Annotated in this window: 20 protein-coding genes; 10 read left to right on the forward strand and 10 right to left on the reverse strand. The window is 67.6% G+C overall.

The genetic code is table 11. The features are described 5' to 3' along the window. Positions 1 to 954 (reverse strand): carbohydrate-binding domain-containing protein (locus AC07OY_RS16335; protein WP_495043663.1); only part of this gene is annotated, 954 nt, incomplete at its 3' end. 493 nt (positions 955 to 1,447) lie between these two features. Here AC07OY_RS16335 and AC07OY_RS16340 point away from each other — a divergent pair. Continuing rightward, a complete protein-coding gene (locus AC07OY_RS16340; protein ID WP_495043664.1) occupies positions 1,448 to 2,455 on the forward strand; it encodes an NAD-dependent epimerase in 1,008 nt (335 codons plus the stop codon). Positions 2,456 to 2,605: 150 nt separating this feature from the next. After that, the gene (locus tag AC07OY_RS16345) at positions 2,606 to 3,931 is read left to right on the forward strand and encodes a UDP-glucose dehydrogenase family protein (RefSeq protein WP_495043665.1); all 1,326 of its coding nucleotides are present in this window, start codon (positions 2,606 to 2,608) and stop codon (positions 3,929 to 3,931) included. Between the two features lie 67 nt (positions 3,932 to 3,998). On the opposite strand, the gene rfbC is transcribed toward AC07OY_RS16345, so the two are convergent. The 8 genes from rfbC to AC07OY_RS16385 all read right to left on the reverse strand — a co-directional run bounded on the left by rfbC (position 3,999) and on the right by AC07OY_RS16385 (position 12,676). Beyond that, positions 3,999 to 4,550 (reverse strand): dTDP-4-dehydrorhamnose 3,5-epimerase, encoded by a 552-nt coding sequence (gene rfbC / locus AC07OY_RS16350; protein WP_495043666.1) that lies wholly within the window; start codon positions 4,548 to 4,550, stop codon positions 3,999 to 4,001. Positions 4,551 to 4,554: 4 nt separating this feature from the next. Further along, a complete protein-coding gene (gene rfbA, locus AC07OY_RS16355) occupies positions 4,555 to 5,439 on the reverse strand; it encodes a glucose-1-phosphate thymidylyltransferase RfbA (RefSeq protein ID WP_495043667.1) in 885 nt (294 codons plus the stop codon). Between the two features lie 22 nt (positions 5,440 to 5,461). Then, complete coding sequence (gene rfbD / locus AC07OY_RS16360) at positions 5,462 to 6,343, reverse strand: dTDP-4-dehydrorhamnose reductase (RefSeq protein WP_495043668.1); 882 nt, start codon at positions 6,341 to 6,343, stop codon at positions 5,462 to 5,464. Further along, a complete protein-coding gene (gene rfbB, locus AC07OY_RS16365; RefSeq protein WP_495043669.1) occupies positions 6,340 to 7,398 on the reverse strand; it encodes a dTDP-glucose 4,6-dehydratase in 1,059 nt (352 codons plus the stop codon). The genes rfbD and rfbB overlap by 4 nt, the downstream gene beginning before the upstream one ends. A gap of 151 nt (positions 7,399 to 7,549) precedes the next feature. Continuing rightward, positions 7,550 to 8,983, reverse strand: a complete 1,434-nt coding sequence (locus AC07OY_RS16370; RefSeq protein WP_495043670.1) for a mannose-1-phosphate guanylyltransferase/mannose-6-phosphate isomerase — start codon at positions 8,981 to 8,983, stop codon at positions 7,550 to 7,552. 18 nt (positions 8,984 to 9,001) lie between these two features. Continuing rightward, positions 9,002 to 10,054 carry a UDP-glucose 4-epimerase GalE gene (gene galE, locus AC07OY_RS16375; protein WP_495044066.1) on the reverse strand — a complete coding sequence of 351 codons (1,053 nt, stop codon included), beginning with the start codon at positions 10,052 to 10,054 and terminating at the stop codon, positions 9,002 to 9,004. After that, positions 10,051 to 11,298 (reverse strand): hypothetical protein, encoded by a 1,248-nt coding sequence (locus tag AC07OY_RS16380; protein ID WP_495043671.1) that lies wholly within the window; start codon positions 11,296 to 11,298, stop codon positions 10,051 to 10,053. Before AC07OY_RS16380 ends, galE begins: the two co-directional genes overlap by 4 nt. Further along, positions 11,288 to 12,676, reverse strand: a complete 1,389-nt coding sequence (locus AC07OY_RS16385; protein WP_495043672.1) for an undecaprenyl-phosphate glucose phosphotransferase — start codon at positions 12,674 to 12,676, stop codon at positions 11,288 to 11,290. The genes AC07OY_RS16380 and AC07OY_RS16385 overlap by 11 nt, the downstream gene beginning before the upstream one ends. Positions 12,677 to 12,809: 133 nt before the next feature. On the opposite strand from AC07OY_RS16385, the gene AC07OY_RS16390 reads away from it, so the two are divergent. From AC07OY_RS16390 to aspS, 6 genes are all read left to right on the forward strand, one after another. Next, positions 12,810 to 13,346 carry a hypothetical protein gene (locus AC07OY_RS16390; RefSeq protein WP_495043673.1) on the forward strand — a complete coding sequence of 179 codons (537 nt, stop codon included), beginning with the start codon at positions 12,810 to 12,812 and terminating at the stop codon, positions 13,344 to 13,346. Then, positions 13,343 to 14,905, forward strand: a complete 1,563-nt coding sequence (ubiB, locus tag AC07OY_RS16395; RefSeq protein WP_495043674.1) for a ubiquinone biosynthesis regulatory protein kinase UbiB — start codon at positions 13,343 to 13,345, stop codon at positions 14,903 to 14,905. The genes AC07OY_RS16390 and ubiB overlap by 4 nt, the downstream gene beginning before the upstream one ends. Before the next feature lie 74 nt (positions 14,906 to 14,979). Then, a complete protein-coding gene (locus tag AC07OY_RS16400) occupies positions 14,980 to 16,443 on the forward strand; it encodes a high affinity choline transporter 1 (protein WP_495043675.1) in 1,464 nt (487 codons plus the stop codon). Between the two features lie 52 nt (positions 16,444 to 16,495). Beyond that, positions 16,496 to 16,798: an FmdB family zinc ribbon protein gene (locus tag AC07OY_RS16405; protein ID WP_495043676.1), complete on the forward strand. Its 303-nt coding sequence runs from the start codon at positions 16,496 to 16,498 to the stop codon at positions 16,796 to 16,798. A 10-nt stretch (positions 16,799 to 16,808) separates the two neighbouring features. Beyond that, positions 16,809 to 17,489, forward strand: a complete 681-nt coding sequence (locus AC07OY_RS16410; RefSeq protein ID WP_495043677.1) for a DUF502 domain-containing protein — start codon at positions 16,809 to 16,811, stop codon at positions 17,487 to 17,489. Positions 17,490 to 17,578: 89 nt separating this feature from the next. After that, positions 17,579 to 19,372: an aspartate--tRNA ligase gene (aspS, locus tag AC07OY_RS16415; RefSeq protein ID WP_495043678.1), complete on the forward strand. Its 1,794-nt coding sequence runs from the start codon at positions 17,579 to 17,581 to the stop codon at positions 19,370 to 19,372. Between the two features lie 3 nt (positions 19,373 to 19,375). On the opposite strand, the gene AC07OY_RS16420 is transcribed toward aspS, so the two are convergent. Beyond that, positions 19,376 to 21,256 carry a sensor histidine kinase gene (locus tag AC07OY_RS16420; protein ID WP_495043679.1) on the reverse strand — a complete coding sequence of 627 codons (1,881 nt, stop codon included), beginning with the start codon at positions 21,254 to 21,256 and terminating at the stop codon, positions 19,376 to 19,378. A gap of 129 nt (positions 21,257 to 21,385) precedes the next feature. On the opposite strand from AC07OY_RS16420, the gene AC07OY_RS16425 reads away from it, so the two are divergent. Both AC07OY_RS16425 and AC07OY_RS16430 read left to right on the forward strand, forming a co-directional pair. Then, positions 21,386 to 22,054, forward strand: coding sequence for a response regulator (locus AC07OY_RS16425; protein WP_495043680.1), 669 nt, complete (start codon positions 21,386 to 21,388; stop codon positions 22,052 to 22,054). Positions 22,055 to 22,186: 132 nt separating this feature from the next. Continuing rightward, complete coding sequence (locus AC07OY_RS16430) at positions 22,187 to 22,987, forward strand: curli production assembly/transport component CsgG (protein ID WP_495043681.1); 801 nt, start codon at positions 22,187 to 22,189, stop codon at positions 22,985 to 22,987. Positions 22,988 to 23,048 lie beyond the last annotated feature (61 nt).

Here is a 23,048-nt window from a genome sequence, read left to right on the forward strand (position 1 = left end):
GGGCAGGGTGATGTCGGCCGGGGTGGTGGAGCGGATCTCCACGGTACCGATGACGACGCCGTCCACCAGCACGCGCGCGATGGGGCCGACATTGGCGGCCAGGCGGGCGCTGGCGCGCAGCGTCAGCGAGTCGGTCATGTTGGCGGCCGGCCAGCGGCCGCGCAGCGCGCCGTTGGCGGTGAGCAGGCTCTGGGAGGTGGCCTGGAAGTTGACGCCGTCGTAGGCGGCCAGCGCATTGCCGGCGTCGAAGAACATGGCGCCGGCGCTGGGCTGCAGCACGGTGGTGCCGGACATCAGGTAGTGCACGCGCAGGCTGCGGGTCTCGCCGTTGACGGTGCCGGCGTTGGCAAAGGCCACGTCCACGCGGCTGTCCACGGCCAGGGGCGGCGTGGCGAAGACGTGGTCGGTGGGCTCGGTGGCGGTGACCGCGGTGGAGGCGACGACGACGCCGTCCACGCGCACGATCATCTGCGGGGCGGTGCCGCCGGCGCTGGTGGCGCTGGCGCGCACGGTGAGGCGGCCGCTGAGGTTGGGGGCGGGCCAGGTGAGGCGCAGGGCGCCGCCGTTGTACAGGCCGGTGAGGCCGGCGATGACGTTCTGGCCATCCAGGGCGGCGCTGCCGTTGCCGACGTCGAAGGTGACGATGGAGGCGGTGGGCAGCACGGCGGTGTCGGCGGTGCTGATCTGCTGCACGAAGAGGTTGCGGTCCACGCCGTTGACGACGGCGTCGTTGGTGTAGACCAGATCCACCTGGCTGCCGGGCTTGATCCCAGGGGCGGCCAGGCTGTAGTCGGTGGGCTCGGTGGCGCGCACCTCCACGCTGTCGGTGACCACGCCGTCCACCCGCAGCGACACCATCGCACCCACGCCGCCAGCCAGGGCGGCATGGGCGCGCATGGTCAGCGTGTTCGGGGCGGCGACTGCCTCGCCGGCGCCGGCGACGGACAGGATCATTCGGCGCGCCGGTTCCTCGACGGCAGGCGTGGCGACGGGCTCCGCGCCCTGCGTGAGATGACTCGCGGCGACACCTGCTTCACGGTTTCCATTGCCGCCGCCGCATGCCGTCAGGGAGCCGGCGATCAGCAAGAGCGCAAATGCCGAGGAGAACGGGCGCGAAACGTGGGACAGGAGTTGCATGACGGTTGCGGCCAAAGGGGTGGACAGCCACGCCTGGCCGACCTGCCAGCGTGTGCCTCGAATTGTCTCGAACCTACCCCCTCAATTGCGGGGTTGTTCCCTGAAAGCAAAAGTAGCAAGCGTGATGCGAACCACGCGACGCCTGCATTAGGGATCCAAGGCGGTCGGATTGCACAACAAGGCCGCGCCGGCGTCCGTCCCCGATCCAGGTTTCGTCGGTACGCGCAGATGCGGTCTTTCGAGCGTCATGGCGGCTGTTGGACAATGCTTGGCTTGCAAGAAATCCACCCACTCTGCTGAGGAATCGATCGTGAAGGTATTAGTGACCGGTGCAGCCGGCTTTATCGGCATGCATGTCAGCCAGATCCTGCTGGCGCGCGGTGATCAGGTCGTGGGCCTGGACAACCTGAACGACTACTACAGCCCTCAGCTCAAGCACGACCGGCTGGCGCGCCTGCAGGGCAAGCCCGGGTTCAGCTTCGTCAAGATGGACGTGGCGGATCGCGAGGGCATGGCCAAGCTGTTCGCCGAAGAGCGCTTCGACCGCGTGGTGCACCTGGCGGCCCAGGCCGGCGTGCGCTATTCCATCGAGAACCCGCACGCCTACATCGACAGCAACATCGTCGGTTTCACCAACATCCTGGAGGGGTGCCGCCACAACGGCGTGCAGCATCTGGCCTACGCGTCCAGTTCCAGCGTCTATGGCGGCAATACGCTGATGCCCTTCTCGGAGCATCACAGCGTCGACCATCCCATCAGCCTCTACGCCGCGACGAAGAAGGCCAACGAGCTGATGGCGCACACCTATTCGCACCTTTTTGGGTTGCCGACGACGGGCCTGCGCTTCTTCACGGTCTACGGGCCCTGGGGCCGCCCCGACATGGCGCTGTTCCTGTTCACCAAGGCCATCATCGAAGGGCGGCCCATCAACGTGTTCAACCACGGCAAGATGATCCGCGACTTCACCTATGTCGACGACATCGCCGAAGGCGTGGTGCGGGTGCTGGACCGCACGGCGACGGGCGATCCGGCCTACGACCCGGTCAAGGCCGACCCGGCGCGCTCCAGTGCGCCCTACCGCGTCTTCAACATCGGCAACCATGCCCCCATTCAGCTGATGAGCTTCGTCGAGGCCATCGAGCAGGCGGTGGGCCGCGAGGCGGTGAAGAATTTCATGCCGTTGCAGGACGGCGACGTGCCGGCCACGCATGCCGATGTCGAGGAACTGGCGGCATGGACCGACTTCCGTCCGGCCATGCCGGTGCCCGAGGGCATCCAGCGCTTCGTGGCCTGGTATCGGGACTATTTCAAGGTCTGACCGGTCCCGACCGCGCTCCAAGCCGCCGCAAGGCGGCTTTTTCATGTCCGTTTTTTGAAGGAGGCGCAGTCAGCGTCCGCATCCCCGACTTCAACAAGCCTGTCACGTTCGGTCATTAAAAAGCCGTTACCGCACTGAACGAGACACGGCATGAAAGTCACCGCCATCGGCACCGGATACGTCGGCCTGGTCACGGGCGCCTGCCTGGCCGAGATGGGCAACCATGTGCTCTGCCTGGACGTGGACCCGGAGAAGATCCGCGTCCTCAACGGTGGCGAGATCCCGATCCACGAGCCAGGGCTGCTGGAGGTGGTGCGGCGCAACGTCGCCGCTGGCCGTCTGCAGTTCACGACCGACGTGGACCATGCCGTGCACCACGGCACCCTGCTGTTCGTCGGCGTCGGCACGCCGCCCGACGAGGACGGTTCGGCCGACCTTCAGTACGTCGTCGCCGCCGCCCGCTCGATCGGCCAGCGCATGACGGACTACAAGGTCATCGTCGACAAGAGCACGGTGCCGGTCGGCACCGCCGACAAGGTGCGCGCCGCGATCCAGGAAGAGCTGGAGAAGCGCGGGCGCGGCGACATGGCCTATGCCGTCGTCTCCAACCCCGAGTTCCTGAAGGAGGGCGCTGCGGTCGAGGACTTCATGAAGCCCGATCGCATCATCGTGGGCTCGGACGACGAGCAGGCCACGCTGCTGATGCGCGCCATCTATTCGCCCTTCAACCGCACGCAGGATCGCATGCTGATCATGGATGTGCGCAGCGCCGAGTTCACCAAGTACGCCGCCAACGCGATGCTGGCCACTCGCATCAGCTTCATGAACGAGCTGGCCCTGCTGGCCGAGAAAGTGGGCGCCGATATCGAGCTGGTGCGCCGCGGCATCGGCTCCGACCCGCGCATCGGCTACCAGTTCCTCTACGCAGGCGCGGGCTATGGCGGCTCCTGTTTCCCCAAGGACGTCAAGGCGCTGGTGAAGACGGCGGCCGACCTGGGGCTCCCGCTGAAGGTGCTGACCGCCGTCGAAGATGCCAACGAACGCCAGAAACGCGTGCTGGCGGACAAGGTGATCGAGCGTTTCGGCGAGGACCTGCGGGGACACCGCTTCGCCGTCTGGGGGCTGGCTTTCAAGCCGGACACCGATGACATGCGGCAGGCTCCCTCGCTTGTCGTTCTCGACGAGTTGACCCGGCGCGGCGCGATCGTGCAGGCCTACGACCCGGTGGCCATGCCCGAGGCCGCTCGCGTGCTCGGGCCGCGCGACGATGTGAGGCTGGTCAAGCGCGCCGCGGATGCGCTGCTCGACGCCGACGCGCTGCTGATCGTGACCGAGTGGAAGGAGTTCCGCACGCCGGACTTCGACGCCATCAAGACCGTGCTCAAGCAACCGGTGGTCTTCGACGGCCGCAACCTCTACGACCCCAAGCTGATGAAGACGCTGGGCATCGACTATCGCGGCATCGGCCGCGGCTGAAGTCGACGCGCGGAAACAGGAACGCCCTCCGACGAAGGGCGTTTTTCATGCCGCTGAGGGCGGCGTGTCAGTCGAAGGCCCGGGCCTCGGCCAGCAGCGGCGCGTTGACATCCTTGGCCGACAGCTGGGGCGTGATGCCGGCCAGCGGCCATTCGATGGCGATGGTCGGGTCGTCCCAGCGCACGGCGCCTTCGAACTCCGGCGCGTAGCGGCCGCTGGTCTTGTAGAGGAAGTCGGCGGTTTCGCTGACGACGACGAAGCCATGGGCGAAGCCGGGCGGGATCCAGATCTGGCGCTGGTTCTCGGCGGACAGCTCATAGCCGACCCAGCGGCCGAAATTGGGGCTGGAGCGCCGCATGTCGACGGCCACGTCGAACACCGCGCCGGACACGCAGCGCACCAGCTTGCCCTGGGCATGCGGGTTCAGCTGGTAGTGCAGGCCGCGCAGCACCCCGCGCGAGGAGCGCGAATGGTTGTCCTGCACGAAGTGGACCTCATGGCCCAGCGCCTGGTTGAAGCGCTCCTCGTTCCAGCTCTCCATGAAGAAGCCGCGGGCGTCGCCGAAGACCTTGGGCTCGATGAGCAGGACCTCGGGCAGGGCGGTGGGCGTGGCTTGCATGGTTTCAGAAGGCCTTGTCGGTCAGCAGCTTGAGGAGGTACTGGCCGTAGCCGTTCTTGGCCAGCGGCCTGGCCAGAGCCTCGACCTGGGCCGCGTCGATCCAGCCGGCGCGGAAGGCGATCTCCTCGGGGCAGGCGACCTTGAGCCCTTGGCGCTTCTCCAGCGTGGCGATGAACTGGCCGGCTTCCAGCAGGCTGTCGTGGGTGCCCGTGTCCAGCCAGGCATAGCCGCGGCCCATGATCTCGACGTTGAGCTGGCCCTGGCGCAGGTACTGCGCGTTGACGTCGGTGATCTCGAGTTCGCCGCGGGCGCTGGGCTTGATGGCCGCCGCGATGTCGCAGACCTGCTCGTCGTAGAAGTACAGGCCCGTGACGGCGTAGTTGCTCTTGGGGGCCTTGGGCTTCTCTTCGATGGAGAGGGCGCGCTGGCTGGCATCGAAATCGACGACGCCATAGCGCTCGGGGTCGGTCACGTGGTACGCGAAGACGCTGGCGCCGGTGTCACGGCCCGTGGCGCTGCTGAGCAGGCCGGCGAAGTCATGGCCGTAGAAGATGTTGTCGCCCAGCACGAGGGCGCTGGGGTTGTTGCCGACGAAGTCGCGGCCGAGGATGAAGGCCTGGGCCAGGCCATCCGGGCTGGGCTGCACGCAGTAGCTGATGTTCAGCCCCCAGCGCGAACCGTCGCCGAGCAGGGCCTCGAAGCGGGGCGTGTCCTGGGGCGTGCTGATCAGCAGGATGTCGCGGATGCCCGCCAGCATCAAGGTGCTCAGCGGGTAATAGACCATGGGCTTGTCGTAGACCGGCAGCAGCTGCTTGCTCATGGCCAGCGTGGCCGGATGCAGGCGCGTGCCGGAGCCGCCGGCGAGGATGATGCCCTTGCGGTTTTTCATCGGAGACCTCAGAAGGATTTGCTCAAAGAATTTCGTTCAGCATGCGCTCGACGCCCTGCTGCCAGTGCGGCAGGCGCAGGCCGAAACGCTGCTGCAGCTTGGCCGTGGACAGGCGCGAGTTCAGCGGGCGCGTCGCCGGCGTCGGATAGTCGCTGGTCGGGATCGGCAGGATCTGTTCCGGCGCGACCTTGACGAGGCTACCCCGCGCGCGTGCGAATTCGATGACGAAGCGCGCGTAGTCATGCCAGCTCGTCTCGCCACCGGCGACCGCGTGGTAGGTGCCGGTCAATGCCGGGTTCGCGCGGGCGGCGCGCAGCATGTGCACGGTCAGGTCGGCCAGCAGGTCGGCCCCGGTGGGAGCGCCGATCTGGTCGGCGATGACCTTGAGCTGTTCGCGCTCCGCCGCCAGGCGCAGCATGGTCTTGGCGAAGTTGCCGCCGCGGGCCGCATACACCCAGCTGGTGCGCAGGATGAGGTGCTGGCAGCCGCTGCTGCGGATGGCGTCCTCGGCCTCGGCCTTGGTGCTGCCGTAGACGCTCAGGGGGCCGATGGCGGCTTCCTCGTCGCGGGCATGGCTGCCGCTGCCGTCGAAGACATAGTCGGTCGAGTAGTGCACCAGCAGTGCATTCGTCCGCTTGGCCTCGATGGCCAGCAGCGCGGGCGTCGTCGCGTTGATCTGGCGTGCCAGCTCGGGTTCGCTCTCGGCCTTGTCGACGGCCGTGTGGGCGGCCGAGTTGACGATGACCTGGGGAGCGATGTCGCGCACCCGGGCCAGCAGGGCCTCGGGCTGCGTGAAGTCGGCACCGTCGTCATGGTCCATGGCCACGACTTCGCCGGCCACGGCCAGCGAGCGCTGCAGTTCCCAGCCGACCTGGCCGTTCTTGCCCAACAGCAGAATCTTCATGGCGTGTACTGCTTCGCGACCCAGTCCTTGTAGGCGCCGCTCTGCACGCGCGCCACCCATTCCGGATGATCCAGATACCACTGCACCGTCTTGCGGATGCCGGTCTCGAAGGTTTCGGCCGGGCGCCAGCCGAGGTCGCGTTCGATCTTGCGCGCGTCGATGGCATAGCGGCGGTCGTGGCCGGGGCGGTCCTTCACGTAGGTGATGAGGCGCTCGTAAGGGCCTTCGGCCGAGGGCTTGAGCTCGTCGAGCAGGGCGCACACCGTCTTGACGATGTCGATGTTGGCCTTCTCGTTCCAGCCGCCGATGTTGTAGGTCTCGCCGAGCTTGCCGCCGGCCAGCACGGCGCGGATGCCGCTGCAGTGGTCGGTCACGTAGAGCCAGTCACGGATCTGCTGGCCGTCGCCGTAGACGGGCAGGGGCTTGCCCGCGAGGGCGTTGACGATCATCAGCGGGATCAGCTTCTCGGGGAAGTGATAGGGCCCGTAGTTGTTGGAGCAGTTGGTCGTGACGACCGGCAGGCCATAGGTGTGGTGCCAGGCGCGCACGAGGTGGTCGCTGGCGGCCTTGCTGGCCGAGTAGGGGCTGTTGGGCTCGTAGGGATGGTCTTCCGCGAACGGCGGATCGCTGGGCTTGAGCGAGCCATAGACCTCGTCGGTCGACACATGGTGGAAGCGGAAGGCCGCCTTGGCCTCGCCTTCCAGGCCGCCCCAGTAGGCGCGCGCCGCTTCCAGCAGCGTGAAGGTGCCGTCGACATTCGTCTTCATGAAGGCGCCGGGGCCGTGGATGGAGCGGTCAACATGGCTCTCGGCCGCAAAATGGACGATAGCGCGCGGACGGTGCGTGGCCAGCAGCTGGTCGATCAGCGCGCGGTCGCAGATGTCGCCCTTGACGAAGACATGGCGGGCATCGCCATCCAGCGAGGCCAGGTTCTCGAGGTTGCCGGCGTAGGTCAACACGTCGAGGTTGACGACGGTCTCGTCGGACTGGCGCAGCCAGTCGAGCACGAAGTTGCTGCCGATGAAGCCGGCGCCGCCGGTGACGAGAATGGTCATATCAGATCCATGAGGAATGCTTGCAATTTGCGGGCCGAGCGCCGGGCCGCTCCCTAGCCGGCCCGCCTGGGGCGATGTGCTTGCGGTTCAATGCCGCAAGCATCGCCGTCCCCTCGGGGGACCGGCCAAGGTATTCATTGGACGAGGGGCTTCATGTCCTGCCATAGGTGTCTTCGAAGCGGACGATGTCGTCTTCGCCCAAATAGGAGCCGGACTGCACCTCGATGATCTCCAGCGGCACCTTGCCCGGGTTGGCCAGGCGGTGGGTCTGGCCCAGCGGGATGTAGGTGGACTGGTTCTCGGTCAGCAGGATGGTCTTGTCGCCGTTGACGATCTCGGCCGTGCCGCTGACGACGATCCAGTGCTCCGCGCGGTGGTGGTGCATCTGCAGGCTCAAGGATGCACCCGGCTTGACCATGATGCGCTTGACCTGGAAGCGCTCGCCCGAGTCGATGCTGTCGTACCAGCCCCAGGGGCGGTGCACCTTGCGGTGCAGGGCATGCTCGCCACGCTGCTCCTTGCCCAGGCGGTTGACGATCTGCTTGACCTCCTGGCTGCGCGAGCGGTCGCTCACCAGCACGGCATCGGCCGTCTCGACGACGACGATGTCGGTCAGGCCGACGACGCCGACGAGGCGGCTGGTGGCGTGCACCAGGGTGTTCTTGCTGTCGGCGATCAACGCGTCGCCGACGTAGGCATTGCCGTCGGCGTCCTTCTCGGCCACCTGCCAGACCGCCTCCCAGGCACCGAGGTCGTTCCAGCCGGCGTCCAGGGCGACCATGCGCAGCGGGATGTCGGTGCCGGGGCAGCGCTCCATGACGGCATAGTCGACGGATTCACTGGGCACGGCAGCGAACTCGGCCTTGCCCGGGCGGACGAACTTGGCGTCGGCCTTGCGCGCGCCCCAGGCGGCCTGGGTGGCGGTGGCGATGTCGGGGCGGAAGCGCTGCAGGGCCTTCATCCAGACGCTGGCGCGCAGCACGAACATGCCGCTGTTCCAGTAGTAGCCGCCCTCGGCCAGATAGCGCTGGGCGGTCTCGAGATCGGGTTTCTCGACGAACTGCGCGACTGCCAGGCCGGCGGCGTCGCCCGCCGTGCGGACGTAGCCATAGCCCGTCTCGGGGCGGTCCGGCGTGATGCCGAGGATGGCGATGGCGCCCTCAGAGGCAATGCGGATGGCGTCTTGCAACGCGGCCGTGAAGGCGGCGGCGTCGGTGACGGTCTGGTCGGCTGGCGTGACGACCAGGACGGGGTCGCCGCCGCCTTCGAGGGCGGCCAGGGCCGCCAGCGTCAGCGCGGGAGCGGTGTTGCGGCCGAGGGGCTCGAGCAGCACGCTGCTGGGTTCCAGGCGGGTTTCGCGCAGCTGGTCCAGCACCAGGAAGCGATGCTCTTCGTTGCCGACGATGCAGGGTTCGGCCAGTTCGAACTCGGGCGAGGCCAGGGCGGCCAGGCGGCGGGCGGCGAGCTGGAACAGGCTCTCGTTGCCGGACAGCACGAGGAACTGCTTGGGATAGCCGGCGCGCGACAGCGGCCAGAGGCGGGTGCCGGAGCCGCCGGCCATGATGACGGGTTGGACCTGGATCATTGTGGGGCGATGCCTGTATCAGGCTGCTTTGAATCCGTGCGGATTGTTGTGTTGCCAGCGCCAGCTGTCCTCGCACATGCGGGCCAGATCGAGTTGGGCCTCCCAGCCAAGCAACTCGCGCGCCAGCGCGGGGTCGGCCCAGCAGGCGGCCACATCGCCGGGACGGCGGGCGACGATTTCATAGGGCACGTTGCGGCCGCTGGCGGCCTCGTAGGCGCGCACCAGGTCGAGCACGCTGTAGCCCTGGCCGGTGCCCAGGTTGACGGTCAGGGAGCCGCTGTTGGCCAGCAGCCAGCGCAGCGCGGCCACATGGCCCTCGGCGAGGTCGCTGACGTGGATGTAGTCGCGCACGCCCGTGCCGTCCGGCGTCGGGTAGTCGCTGCCGAAGACGGACAGCTTGGCGCGCCGGCCCACCGCCACCTGGGCGACATAGGGCATCAGGTTGTTGGGCGTGCCGCGCGGGTCTTCGCCGATGCGGCCGCTTGCATGGGCGCCGACGGGGTTGAAGTAGCGCAGGCAGGCGGTCTGCCACGCGGGGCCAGAGGCGCCGCCTTTGGCAGCGATGGCGTCGGCCACGCCCAGGTCGTGCAGGATCTGCTCGCCCATCAGCTTGGTGGCACCGTAGGGGTTGGTCGACGACGTGGGCGCGTCTTCGCGCAGCGGCAGCTTCTCGGGGGCGCCGTAGACGGTGGCGCTGGAGCTGAAGACGATGCGCGAGCAGCCGTGGCGCTTCATGACCTCGCAGGTGTTGACTAGGCCGCCGAGGTTGTTGCGGTAGTAGGCCAGCGGCTGGCTGACCGACTCGCCGACGGCCTTGTAGGCCGCGAAATGCACGACGGCGGCCGGCCGGCTGCTGCTGAAGATCTCATCCATGGCCGCCGCATCGCAGACGTCGGCGCGTTCGAACTCTATGGGCGCCGCGGCCAGCTCGGCCAGGCGCTCCAGCACCACGGGCGAGCTGTTGGAGAAGTTGTCCACGCCGACCACGCGGTAGCCGGCCTGCTGCAGGGCGAGCCAGGTGTGCGACGCGATGTAGCCGGTCGCTCCGGTGAGCAGGACGGTGGTCATCAGTAGAAGAGGGCTTGCGTCGTGCAGCCATAGCTGCTCGCGCTGTAGGCATACAGCGCCACGCTGCTGTCGCGCGTGGCGTGGTCGTATTGGCAGCTCAGGCTGATGCCGCGGGTGAAGGCCCAGCGCAGGCCCAGGTTGTAGCTCTTGAAGTCGTCCAGGGCGTCGGGCACCGTCGCGCCCGTCGTGCTCGCCCGCGTGGCCCGGTTGCGGTTGGCCTTGGCGCTCAGGCTGATCTTGCTGGTCAGCGCATAGCCGCCGCCGAGCTGCCAGGTGGTGTAGACCCGGTTCAGGTCGGTGGCGCTGACCACGCTCTCCTGGCCCGTGTCGCGGGCGTACTGCAGATTGAACTGCAGCTTGGCCGTGGGCTGCCAGTTCCAGCCGATGGAGCCGGTGGTGCCGCTGAAGTCGCGCAGCCGGGTGTTCAGGCTGTTGTTCGACTTGCTGCGGCTGAGGCGCGTGTTCAGCGTGCTGTGGCCGCCGGTGTTCCACCTGGTCGTGAAGTCGAAATCGTCGCGCGTGTAGTCGTTGGGCGCGGAAACGACCACGAACTGCGCCGTCTGGGGATCGAAGGCCAGCCCGACGGGATATTGAGGGTTCTTGCCCTTGGTGCGCCGCGCGGCCAGCCCCAGCCTGACGTTGCCGGCCGGCGTGGCATAGAAGCCGAGGGAGCCCGTGTTCTGCCGGAAGTCGAAGCGGTCGTACTCCGAGGCGGTGAAGTCGCGGCGGCGGTGCGACCAGCCGCCTTCCAGCGAATAGCGCGTGGCCACGCCCAGGCGCACCAGGGCCTGGTATTCGTCCTCGCGCTCGATGTTCTTCTTGAGGATGGGGTCGACGCCGTTGCCGATGTTGAAGTCGGCCAGGGAACGCTCCGACTTGGCGCTCAGCACGCCCGACAGATTGCCCGCCGTCTCCCAGTTCAGCGCGCCGCGCAGCGTGTGGGAGCGGTTGTTCAGGTCACTGTTCGTGGAATAGCGGTTGTTCTGCAGCGAGGCATCCAGCGTCAGGTGCTGGCGGCCCAGCTTCTGGTCGATGCCGGCCAGCAGGCCAGCGCTGACGACGGTGTCGTCGTTGGTGGCGCTGGACTGGCGGTAGACGTTGGACACCCGTGAGGCGCCAAGCGACCCGCCGACGTAGAAAGGCGTCGTGTCGTCCGTCTGCGCCTGCGCGGCCGGGGCCGACAACAGGGCGGCCACCAGGGGCGCGAGCGGCGCCCAGCGGCGATGGCGAGAAGGATTAATAGGCATGGCGATCGAACACCACCAGCCGCACGGTGCGCAGAATGATCTGCAGATCGAGGGCCAGCGACCAGTTGCGCAGATATTCCAAATCGTATTCGACGCGTGCCACCATCTTGTCGATGGTGTCGGTTTCGCCACGCAGGCCATTGACCTGGGCCCAGCCGGTGATGCCGGGCTTGACCTTGTGGCGAACCATGTAGGCCTTGATGAGCTTGCGGTATTCCTCGTTGTGGGCGACCGCATGGGGGCGGGGGCCGACGATGCTCATGCGGCCCTGCAGCACGTTGACGAACTGCGGCAGTTCGTCCAGCGAGGTGCGGCGGATGAAGGCGCCGAAGCGCGTGATGCGCGGGTCGCCCTTGGTGGCCTGCTTGACGACGTTGCCGTTGTCCAGGGCGCGCATGGAGCGGAACTTGTAGACGACGATCTCCTCGCCATCCAGGCCGTTGCGCTTTTGCCTGAAGATGACCGGCCCGGGCGAGCTGAGCTTCACGCCGATGGCCAGCAGCAGCAGGATGGGCGAGATCAGGATCAGGATCAGCGTCGCCAGCACGATGTCGCTGACCCGCTTGATCAGCTGGTTGGTGCCGGTGAAGGGCGTCTCGCAGATGCCCACGACGGGCACGCCGGAGATGTCCTGCAGCCGGCCCTGGATGATGCTGATGCCGAACACGTCGGGCACGAAGAACAGCGAGGCGGTGGTGCCCTGCACCTGCTCGAGCAGCTCGACGATGCGCGGCTGGGAGCCCAGCGGCAGCGTGATGTAGACCTCGCGCACGCCCTTGTCGCGCACGAATTCGCTGAGTTGGGGCAGGGTGCCCAGCAGCGAGGCGCCGGCTTCCGGGTGCAGGCGCTCAGGGCTGCGGTCGTCGAAATAACCCAGGCAGATGACGCCCTGGGAGTCGCGCAGGGCGCGCGCCACCTTGTGGCCGAGCGGCCCCGCGCCGACGACGACGGCGGTGCGCCGGGCGCTGGGGTCGCGCGCCCGCCATTGCTGGATGCGCCGGCCCGCCTCGATGGCGCCGATCTGCACGACGGGCGTGATGCCGGCCCACCACAGCAGCACCTCGTTCTCGAAGTAATGCAGGCTGTTGGTGGCATAGCCGCACAGCAGCAGGATGCCCAGCAGCACCAGCCAGGACGACAGCACGTCGACGATGGCGCTGGCCGGGTGGTCGCTGAAGCGGTTGCGCCCCGGGAAGGTCAGGGCGAAGACCAGCAGGCACAGCGTCAGGGTCGGGCGCAGCACCGGCTCGTCGAAATGGCCGTTCACGACAAGGAAGGTCAGAACGATGATGCCGGGCTCGAGAAAGGCGGCAATCAGCGATTCGACCGACTGGGGTGCGCTGTAGAACGTCCTTTTGTAGCTGCGGTCCTCAAACATCGTGGCGGGTACTGTGATCCTCGGGAGCGGGTTTGCCCGGGGCTGGAAAACGATCAGGGATTCTCTATCAACAAATTTGACAGCCGGACCGTCCACGTCCCTTGTTCATGGTCCGCTGCCTACAATCTTGTGTATGTCTGCGTCCTGGCCCCTGCCTCCCTTGCCCTCGATCACGCCGCTGCTGATGCCGGCCCTGCAGGACCGCCTGGTTTTGCTGATCAACCATGTGCTGTCGCGGGAGCCTATCGCCGCGCAACGCCTGCGGCCCCTGGCCGGGCGGAGCCTGGTCGTTCACCTGGCGGGCTGGCCCAGCCTGTTGCCGGCGGCGCCTGATCTGATACTCGGTGTCACACCGGCGGGTCTTTTCGAACGGCTGGATGCGGCGCCGCCGGGCGCCGGCGGCCTGCGCATCGAGATCGACGCCTCCAACCCCGCCAAGCTCGCCTTGGGAGCGCTCACCGGCGAGCAGCCCAGCGTCAGCGTGCAGGGCGATGCCGCCTTTGCCGGCGAGATGCACTGGCTGATGGACAACCTGCGCTGGGACATCGAGGATGACCTGGCCGGCATCGTCGGGCCGCTACCCGCCCGCCAGCTCGCCCAGTTCGGCCGCACGCTGCGGCGGACCTTGTCGGGCGTGGCCGCGCGCATGGCTCCCGCGGGCGGCGCATGAGGTTTGTCTCCCGGCTGCTGGTCATCCTGTGGACGGTCTGGCGCTTCGGTCTCGATGACCTGGCCCTGTCGGGCCTGCGCCGCCGGCGTTTCCAGGTCCTGAGGCGGGCCACCCGGCTGGGTCGGCGCTGGCAGCAGCCGCGCGGCGTGCGTCTGCGGCTGGCCCTGGAGCATCTGGGGCCCATCTTCGTCAAGCTGGGCCAGGTGCTGTCGACGCGGCGCGACCTGTTGCCCGAGGACGTCGCGCTGGAGCTGGCCAAGCTGCAGGACCGTGTGCCGCCCTTCCCGGCGTCGCTGTCTCGCGAGATGGTGGAGCGCGCCTTCGGCCGGCCGTTGGAGGAACTGTTTGCCAGCTTCGACGCCGAGCCGGTCGCCAGTGCCAGCATCGCGCAAGTCCATTTCGCGACGCTGAAGGACGGCCGCGAGGTCGCCGTCAAGGTGCTGCGCCCCGGCATGCTGGACATCATCGACGACGACCTGTCGCTGATGCGCCAGCTGGCCGCGTGGATCGAGCGTGTCTCCGCCGACGGCCGGCGCCTGAAGCCGCGCGAGGTGGTCGCCGAGTTCGACACCTATCTGCACGATGAGCTCGACCTGGTGCGCGAGGCCGCCAATGCCGCGCAGCTGCGCCGCAACATGGAGGGGCTCGATCTGATCCTGGTGCCCGAGATGCACTGGGACCTGTGCAGCCCCGAAGTCATCGTCATGGAGCGCATGAAGGGGGTGCCGATCTCGCACCGCCCGGCGCTCGAGGCCGCCGGCATCGACATCCCCAAGCTGGCCCGCGACGGCGTGACCATCTTCTTCACCCAGGTGTTCCGCGACGGCTTCTTCCACGCCGACATGCACCCGGGCAACATCCAGGTGAGCCTCGCGCCCGAGACCTTCGGCCGCTACGTGGCCCTGGACTTCGGCATCATGGGCACGCTGACCGAGGTGGACAAGGACTACCTGGCGCAGAACTTCATCGCCTTCTTCCAGCGCGACTACAAGCGCGTGGCCGAGCTGCACATCGCCTCCGGCTGGGTGCCGCCCGAAACCCGCGTCGATGCGCTCGAGAGCGCGGTCCGGGCGGTTTGCGAGCCCCATTTCGACCGGCCGTTGAAGGACATCTCCCTGGGCCAGGTGCTGCTGCGCCTGTTCCAGACCTCGCGCCGCTTCAACGTCGAGATCCAGCCCCAGCTGGTGCTGCTGCAGAAGACGCTGCTGAATGTGGAAGGCCTGGGCCGCCAGCTCGACCCCGAGCTCGACCTCTGGGCCACGGCCAAGCCCTTCCTGGAGCGCTGGATGAACGAGCAGGTCGGCTGGCCGGCCCTGGCCAAGCAGCTGCAGAAGGAAGCGCCGCGCTTCGCCCAGCTGATCCCCGAGCTGCCGCGCCTGCTGCACGACGCACTGAAGAACCAGGCCCGCCCCGGCGGCGACGCCGACATGAGCGCGCTGGTGCGCGAGCTGCACCGCACCAACCGGCTGCTGTCCGGCCTGCTCTGGGGCGCGGCGGGCTTCGCCATCGGCGTGGCGGTGGCCTGGCTGACGGCGCGCTTCCTGGGCCTGGCCGTCTAAGTTCCTCTCCCTAGGGCGGCCGGATGGCGCCGCCTTCATAATCCGCGCGAAATTTTTCGGCCCCACCTCCGCTCATGAACACCACGCTCATCGTCTTCGTCGTGCTCTATCTGCTCGGCACGCTGGGCATCGGCGTCTGGGCCGGCACCCGGGTCAAGAACACGGCGGACTTCGCCGTCGCCGGCCGCAGCCTGCCCCTGGCCATGGTCATCACGACGACCTTCGCGACCTGGTTCGGCGCCGAGACCGTCATGGGCATTCCCGCCAAGTTCGTGCAGGGCGGCCTGGGTGCCGTCGTCGAGGACCCCTTCGGCGCCGGCCTGTGCCTGGTGCTGGTGGGTGCCTTCTTCGCCGCCAAGCTCTACCGCAAGAACCTGCTGACCATCGGCGACTTCTACCGCCAGCGCTATGGCAAGGGCGTCGAGGTGTTCTGCTCGCTGGCCATCATCCTGAGCTATCTGGGCTGGGTGGCCGCCCAGGTCACGGCCCTGGGCCTGGTCTTCAACATCCTGACCGACGGCGCCATGAGCCCGGCCATGGGCATGACCGTCGGCCTGCTCGCCGTGCTGGTCTATGTCGTCATCGGCGGCTTCCTGGCCGTGGCCTGGACGGACTTCATCCAGATGATCGTCCTCGTCATCGGCCTGTCCGTCATCGCCTTCTTCTCGGCCGACCTGGCCGGTGGCGCGGGCAAGGTGCTGGACCTGGCTTCGCAGAAGGAACTGGGCAAATTCTTCCCGGCGCCGACCTTCACCGACATCGCCATGTTCATCGGCGCTGCCCTGACCATGATGCTGGGCTCCATCCCCCAGCAGGACGTGTTCCAGCGCGTCATGTCCGCCAAGGACGCCAAGACCGCCCAGCGCGGCGCCATGATCGGCGGCTTCAGCTACATCGCCTTCGCCTTCGTGCCGATGTTCATCGTGCTGGCGGCGGTCGTCGTCATGGGCGACAAGGCGCTGGAGCTGGCCCAGAACGACTACCAGCGCGTGCTGCCCAGCTTCATCATGGGCCATATGCCGCTGCTGATGCAGATCCTGTTCTTCGGCGCGCTGCTGTCGGCCATCAAGAGCACGTCCTCGGCGACGCTGCTGGCGCCGACGACCAGCTTCGTCGAGAACATCCTCAAGCAGATCCGCCCCGGCATGAGCGACAAGCAGTCCCTCGTGGCCATGCGCGTCACCCTGGTCATCTTCGCCTTCGCCGTGCTGGCCTATGCCATCGCGCTGCAGGGCACCTCCATCTACGAGCTGGTCAGCGCCGCCTACCAGGTCACGCTGGTGGCCGCCTTCGTGCCCCTGGTCTTCGGCCTGTATTGGAGCCGCGCGACCACCCAGGGCGCCGTGTTCTCCATCTTTGCCGGCATCGCCGTGTGGGTGGCCTTCTTCCCTCAGGTCTCGACCTGGGGCGAGTTCTTCCCGGGCCAATTGGCCGGCCTGCTGGCCGCCTTGGCCGGCATGGTGATCGGCTCGCTGGCGCCCCAGGTGCTGACGAATCGGCAGGAACATGTGAGCCACCATCTGCCGCCCCACGGCTGATCCCGGTCTCTCCGTTAAAATCGCGGGCTTTGCGCCTTTTCAGAGCCCGACCATGCCGATCTACGCCTACCGCTGCAGCGCCTGTGGCCACGCCAAGGACGTGCTGCAAAAGCTGTCCGACGCGCCGCTGACCACCTGCCCGGCCTGCTCGGCAGAGAGCTTTTCCAAGCAAGTCACTGCCGCCGGCTTCCAGCTGAAGGGCTCGGGCTGGTACGCCACCGACTTCAAGGGCGGCGCCACGGCCGCTGCGGCTGGCGCAGCGGCGGCTCCGGCTGCGGCCGAAGCTCCCAAGACCGAGGCGTCCAGCGCCTCCTCGTCCTCCACCCCCTGCGGCGGCTCCTGCGCCTGCCACTGAACGGGACATCGTGGGCGCCTCACTTCGCAAATACCTGGTTGCCGGCCTGCTGGTCTGGCTGCCGCTGGCCATCACCATCTGGGTGCTGGCCCAGGTGCTGGATGTCGTCAACGGCGTCTTCGGCTCCATGCTGGCCGCCATCGCCCTGGTCATGCCCAGCGCGTGGAGCGACAACATCTTGGGCCTGCGCAATGTGCCGGGCCTGGGCCTCGTCATCCTGGCGGGCGGCCTGCTGGCCACCGGCGTCTTCGTCGCCAACATCTTCGGCCAGTGGCTGCTGACGCAGTGGGACCGGGCGATGTCCCACATCCCCATCGTCAAGAGCATCTACAGCTCGGTGAAGCAGGTGTCGGACACGCTGTTCTCCAGCAGCGGCAACGCCTTCCGCGAAGCGGTGCTGGTGCAGTACCCGCGCGCCGGCAGCTGGACCATCGCCTTCGTCACCGGCACGCCCAGCGGCGAGGTGGCCTGCCATCTGGAGGACGAACACGTCAGCCTCTATGTGCCGACGACGCCCAACCCGACCTCGGGCTTCTTCCTCATCATGCCGCGGGCCGACATCAAGCCCCTGCACATGACGGTGGACGAGGCGCTGAAATACATCATCTCCATGGGCACGGTGGCACCTTTGCCCCACCCCGTGAATCTCGATGCGGTGGCCGCCGAGGCCGCCCGAAATCTGCAGGGTTGAACGCCCCGGCCGGCGTTCAATCCTGAGAGCCGAGCGAGCTCATCAGCGCCTCCTCAAGAACACCCCAGACAAGAATTCGGAGTAAATCCATGCGTACCTGCTATGCCGGCCAAGTCAGCGAGAAGCTGCTCGACCAGACCGTGACCCTGATGGGCTGGGCCCATCGCCGCCGTGACCACGGCGGTGTCATCTTCATCGACCTGCGTGACCGTGAAGGCCTCGTGCAGATCGTCTGCGACCCCGACCGCGCCGACAGCTTCAAGATCGCCGAAGACGTCCGCAGCGAGTTCTGCCTCAAGATCGTCGGCAAGGTGCGCGCGCGCCCGGCCGGCACCGAGAACGCCAACCTCGTCAGCGGCAAGATCGAAGTGCTTTGCCACGAGATCGAGGTGCTGAACCCGTCGGTGCCCATCCCCTTCCAGATCGATGAGGAAAACCTCAGCGAGACGACCCGCCTCACGCACCGCGTGCTGGACCTGCGCCGCCCCTACATGCAGAACAACCTGATGCTGCGCTACCGCGTCGCGATGGAAGTCCGCAAGTTCCTGGACGAGCACGGCTTCGTCGACATCGAGACGCCGATGCTTACCAAGAGCACGCCCGAAGGCGCGCGCGACTACCTCGTGCCCAGCCGCGTGCATGATGGCCACTTCTTCGCGCTGCCGCAGTCGCCCCAGCTGTTCAAGCAGCTGCTGATGGTGTCGGGCTTCGACCGCTACTACCAGATCACCAAGTGCTTCCGTGACGAAGACCTGCGCGCCGACCGCCAGCCCGAGTTCACGCAGATCGATATCGAGACCTCGTTCCTGACCGAGGAAGAAATCCGCTCGATGTTCGAGGGCATGATCCGCCACGTCTTCCGCAAGGCGCTGAACGTCGAGCTGGGCGACTACCCGGTCATGAAGTATGCGGATGCCATGCACCGCTTCGGCTCCGACAAGCCCGACCTGCGCGTCAAGCTCGAGTTCACCGAGCTGACCGATGCGATGACGACGGTGGACTTCAAGGTCTTCTCCGGCCCCGCCACCACGCCGGGCGGCCGCGTCGTCGCGCTGCGCGTGCCGGGCGGCGCGGCCATGAGCCGTGGCGAGATCGACGCCTACACCGAGTTCGTCAAGATCTACGGCGCCAAGGGCCTGGCCTGGATCAAGGTCAACGAAGTGGCCAAGGGCCGCGAAGGCCTGCAGTCGCCCATCGTCAAGAACCTGCACGACGAAGCCGTCGCCGAGGTCCTCAAGCGCACCGGCGCCCAGGACGGCGACCTGATCTTCTTCGGCGCGGACAAGGCCAAGGTCGTCAACGACGCCATCGGCGCGCTGCGCCTGAAGGTCGGCCACAGCGAGTTCGGCAAGGCCAACGGCCTGTTCAACGACGTCTGGGCGCCGCTGTGGGTGGTCGACTTCCCGATGTTCGAGCACGACGAGGAGAACAACCGCTGGGCGGCTGTTCACCACCCCTTCACGGCGCCCAAGGACGGCCATGAGGACCTGATGACGTCGGACCCGGGCAAGTGCATTGCCAAGGCCTACGACATGGTGCTCAACGGCTGGGAACTGGGCGGCGGCTCGGTGCGTATCCACCGCGCTGAAGTGCAGGCCAAGGTCTTTGCTGCGCTGAACATCAGCGAGGAAGACCAGCGCATCAAGTTCGGCTTCCTGCTGGATGCGTTGCAGTACGGCGCGCCCCCGCACGGTGGCCTGGCCTTCGGCCTGGACCGCATCGTCACGATGATGACCAAGGCCGAGTCCATCCGCGACGTGATCGCCTTCCCCAAGACCCAGCGCGCCCAGTGCCTGCTGACCGGTGCCCCGTCGCTGGTCGACGAGAAGCAGCTGCGCGAACTGCACATCCGCCTGCGCAACGCGGGTGCCGCGGCCGCCTGAGCTTCACTGCTCGACTGAAGAGGGCGCCCCTGTGGCGCCCTTTTTTTGTTCCGCGCTGGGCGCCACACGCAGCACATAGCAGCTGCCCTGCGCCTGCCCGGCGATGAACCCGCCGCGTGCGCCCATGTCGGCCGCCCGGCGGGCGAGGGAGCGCATGCCGCTGCCGAAGCTTGCGGTGCCGGGATCGAAGCCTATGCCGTCATCGCAAAAGCTCAGCACCCAGGCAGCCGCGTCTTGCGCATCCGGCTCGATGCTGACGGAGAGCGTCCTGGCCTGGGCATGGCGCACGACATTGGTCGTCAGCTCGAAGATCAGGCGCTGCAGCGCGATGCAGCCGGCACCCTCCAGCGCATAGCGGTCCGGCGCCAGCGTGCAATGCCATTGGGTGCGCACACCGCTGTGCCTGAGCCGCCTCTCCACCTGATGGCGGATCTGGCCGAGCAGCATCAGCAGGTCGCCGTCGAACTGCTCGGCGTTGCTGACCAGCATGCGCATCTGCTCGATGGCGGTGCGCACCTCGTGAACGAGGTCGTCGCGCTGCAGCTCACCCGACTCCACCTGGGCGAGCAGGCTCTGCAGCTGAAGCCCCATGCCATCGTGGATATCGCCAAGGATCCGTTCGCGCTCCTGGCGCTGCAGCTTGCGATGGGCCTGGGCCTGCTGCTCGTCGAAATGCTGCTCCAGGCGGGCCTGGTGCCCGGCCAGTTCGGCCAGCATGCTTTCCCTTGAGCGCTGCGCGGCGGCTTCCTGCCGGCGCTGGCGTTCCAGCACCAGCCAGCCCATCGCCACGAGGAAGACCATCTGCGAGTAGCGCGAGATGGTCAGGGATGAAAAGCCGTCGCTGCTGTAGAAGACCAGCAGGTGGTCGTAGATGCCCATGGACACGGCCGCGGCGCCGGCGATGGCCAGGATGGCCGAATCGCGGTTGCGCATCCGCCACCACTGCCAGATCACCATCAGGCACAGGATGACCGAGAAGGCCAGCACGACCGTCAGCCAGACCTGGTGCACCCCGGCGTTGCGCCAGAGGCTGTACCAGGGAATGCACACCAGCGACGCCCCGGTCAGCGTGGCCATCATGGCCCGCACCATGAGCCCGCGCAGGGCCACGGTCTCGGCGCAGAAGGCCGCCAGGCTCAGCAGATAGCAGATATAGGTGGCATCGGTGAGCAGCCCCCACCAGTCATGCGGCAAGGGAGGCCGCACGACCAGCCTGAAAGCGACGCACAGCGCGCCGAAGAGGCAGGCGGCGCAGAAGAGCAGCATGGCCCGGTCCCGCGAGCGCCACGCCAGCGGCAGGGCGGCGATGGCGAACAGCAGCGACGCCGAGATGTCCGCGTAGGAGCTCTTGTTCTGCAGCAGGTCGCGCCACTCATAGCGGGCGCGGACCTCGTCCGGCGGGCCGGCCGTGAGCCTGGAAACCCCGGCGAAGGCGGCCAGCTCCCCGGCCACTTCCAGCACGAGCTCGTTGCTGCCCGCGCGCAGCGTGTCGGGCGCCATGTAGACGAAATGCGGCTCCATGCCGTGATCGACATCCACGGCATTCAGGTCGCCGAAGCGCGCCACCACCTGGCCGTTGACCCTCACATGGAAGCGGTTGCCCACCCGCGGCAGGTACAGCCCCCAGCCGCTCACCAGGGCCTCGGGCGTGACGTTGAAGGCCATGCGGTAGCGGTATTGCCCGGCCATGCCGGCGGGGTTCCAGACGTGGGGCAAGGCCACTTTCCGGCTGGCGCCCGTGTCAGTGCCCGTGCCGGGCATGGCTTCCAGCTGGGCTTCGGTCAGTTCCTGCAGCGGCCCCTGGGACCGGCCGCAGGCCGCAAGCAGCGCCAGCAGGACCGCGAGCAGCAGCCACCTGGCGACGCGATGGGCAGAAATGACCATGGCGCACGGTAAGGGCGAAATTCGATTTGTCGATGCGGAACTCACCTAGCGGCGCCCTGGGACCGAGGGGCTGGCCTCAGCAGTTTTCGGTAGTGCGCCTGCCCGACCCCGCGCCTAGGATGCGGCCGCATGAGCCCACCACTGCGCATCGCCATCGTCGAGGACGAGCCCGCGACCCGGCGGCGTCTCGTCGAGGCCGTGTCCAAGGACCCCTCGCTGCTGCTGGTCGCCGAATTCGACGAAGGCCGGGCGGCGCTGAAGTGGCTGGAGCACGAGGCGCCTGATGTGCTGCTGTGCGATCTGGGCCTGCCCGATCTGCCGGGCCTGGCGATCATCACCTACTGCGTGCACCGCCACCCGCGCTGCCAGGTGATGGTGATCACGATGTATGAGGACGAGTCCCACGTGCTGCGCAGCCTGAAGGCCGGGGCCAAGGGCTATCTGCTCAAGGACAGCGTCGGTGCCGAGGTGGCGGAGCACATCCATGAGCTGGCCCGCGGCGGGTCGCCGATCACGCCGGTGGTGGCAAGGCTCGTGCTCGGCACCCTGCATGCCCCGGCTCCGGCGAGCGAGGCCGCCGCGGACCCGCAGGCAGTGCATCTGTCGGCGAAGGAGCTGACAGTGCTGACCCGCATTGCCCAGGGTTTCAGCTATCTGGAGATCGCCAACCTGGAAGGCATCTCGCGCAACACGGTGGCGACGCACATCCGCAATGTCTACAGCAAGCTGGAGGTGCATTCCAAGAATGAAGCGGTGTATGAAGCCAGCCGCCTGGGCCTGATCGACACCCGTTTGTGAGGGCTCGGCCCCTGCTGCACGGCCTGCCGGGCTTTTTCACGCCCCTGCTCAGGGGGAATGTCCCCCGTCCGTGGGGCATGGCGGCGCGAAGGCGGGGGCAGACTCTCGCGTCTATCCCTTGAGGTGACCCGCATGAACCCCGCCCGCTCCCTTCTGGCCATCGCCACCGTCCTGCTGATCGCAGGCTGCGGCAAGTCGTCCACGTCGCTGGGGGAGGGCGGTTCCGTCATCAGCGGCTCGGCCGGCCCGGCCGGCGCCCACAAGGCCAGCCGCGAGCTCGTCAAATGCGATGCGCCGGTCGCGACGCTGGCCCTGGTCGAGAACCCCAATGGCTACGCCTATTCCGGCCACCAGCTGCCGTCCAGCCCCGTGCCCCTGGTGCGCCTGCTGGCCCAGCAGAGCGGCTGCTTCCGTGTCGTCGACCGCGCCGCCGGCCTGAAGGCCACGGTGCGCGAGCAGGAGCTCAAGGAAGCCGGCATCCTGCGCCAGCAGGGCAACACGGTCAGCAAGGGCAAGGGGTTTGAAGCCCAGTACAGCCTGACGCCCAGCCTGACCTTCAGCGAGCAGGACGCCGGCCGCCAGATCGGCGGCATCCTGCAGGCCATTCCCTACCTGAACAAGCTCGTCGGCGCGGCCGAGCAGGTCAAGCTCAAGCAGGCCCAGGCGGCCCTGCTGCTGACCGACAACGAGACCACCGAGCAGGTCGCCGCGTCTACCGGCTCCGTCGAGGTCGCCGACCTGGGCGTCGGCGGTGCCATGGTGGGCAAGCTGGGCGGCGCGGCCGGCGCCGGCTGGAGCAACTCCAACGAAGGCAAGGTCATCGCCGCCGCCTTCCTGGACGCCCACAACCAGCTCGTCGCCCAGGTGCGCGAGCTGCAGGCCAAGGAGCTGCCGCCCGAGGTGGCCACCAAGCGCAAGGCGCAGGGCGGCTGATGTAAGCCCCTCGTCCGGTCTCGCATCGCTGGACGCGAGCGAGCCCGGCCGGTCCCCCGAG

Source organism: Roseateles sp. GW821-FHT09H10, from assembly GCF_059415865.1.

Coding starts and splice junctions, on each gene's coding strand:
- AC07OY_RS16385 (WP_495043672.1), bottom strand. CDS start 12,676: ATGTTTGAGGACCGCAGCTACAAAAGGACGTTCTACAGCGCACCCCAG.
- AC07OY_RS16405 (WP_495043676.1), top strand. CDS start 16,496: ATGCCGATCTACGCCTACCGCTGCAGCGCCTGTGGCCACGCCAAGGAC.
- AC07OY_RS16370 (WP_495043670.1), bottom strand. CDS start 8,983: ATGATCCAGGTCCAACCCGTCATCATGGCCGGCGGCTCCGGCACCCGC.
- rfbB (WP_495043669.1), bottom strand. CDS start 7,398: ATGACCATTCTCGTCACCGGCGGCGCCGGCTTCATCGGCAGCAACTTC.
- rfbD (WP_495043668.1), bottom strand. CDS start 6,343: ATGAAGATTCTGCTGTTGGGCAAGAACGGCCAGGTCGGCTGGGAACTG.
- AC07OY_RS16380 (WP_495043671.1), bottom strand. CDS start 11,298: ATGCCTATTAATCCTTCTCGCCATCGCCGCTGGGCGCCGCTCGCGCCC.
- AC07OY_RS16430 (WP_495043681.1), top strand. CDS start 22,187: ATGAACCCCGCCCGCTCCCTTCTGGCCATCGCCACCGTCCTGCTGATC.
- rfbC (WP_495043666.1), bottom strand. CDS start 4,550: ATGCAAGCCACGCCCACCGCCCTGCCCGAGGTCCTGCTCATCGAGCCC.
- ubiB (WP_495043674.1), top strand. CDS start 13,343: ATGAGGTTTGTCTCCCGGCTGCTGGTCATCCTGTGGACGGTCTGGCGC.
- AC07OY_RS16420 (WP_495043679.1), bottom strand. CDS start 21,256: ATGGTCATTTCTGCCCATCGCGTCGCCAGGTGGCTGCTGCTCGCGGTC.
- AC07OY_RS16390 (WP_495043673.1), top strand. CDS start 12,810: ATGTCTGCGTCCTGGCCCCTGCCTCCCTTGCCCTCGATCACGCCGCTG.
- AC07OY_RS16345 (WP_495043665.1), top strand. CDS start 2,606: ATGAAAGTCACCGCCATCGGCACCGGATACGTCGGCCTGGTCACGGGC.
- AC07OY_RS16425 (WP_495043680.1), top strand. CDS start 21,386: ATGAGCCCACCACTGCGCATCGCCATCGTCGAGGACGAGCCCGCGACC.
- aspS (WP_495043678.1), top strand. CDS start 17,579: ATGCGTACCTGCTATGCCGGCCAAGTCAGCGAGAAGCTGCTCGACCAG.
- AC07OY_RS16400 (WP_495043675.1), top strand. CDS start 14,980: ATGAACACCACGCTCATCGTCTTCGTCGTGCTCTATCTGCTCGGCACG.
- rfbA (WP_495043667.1), bottom strand. CDS start 5,439: ATGAAAAACCGCAAGGGCATCATCCTCGCCGGCGGCTCCGGCACGCGC.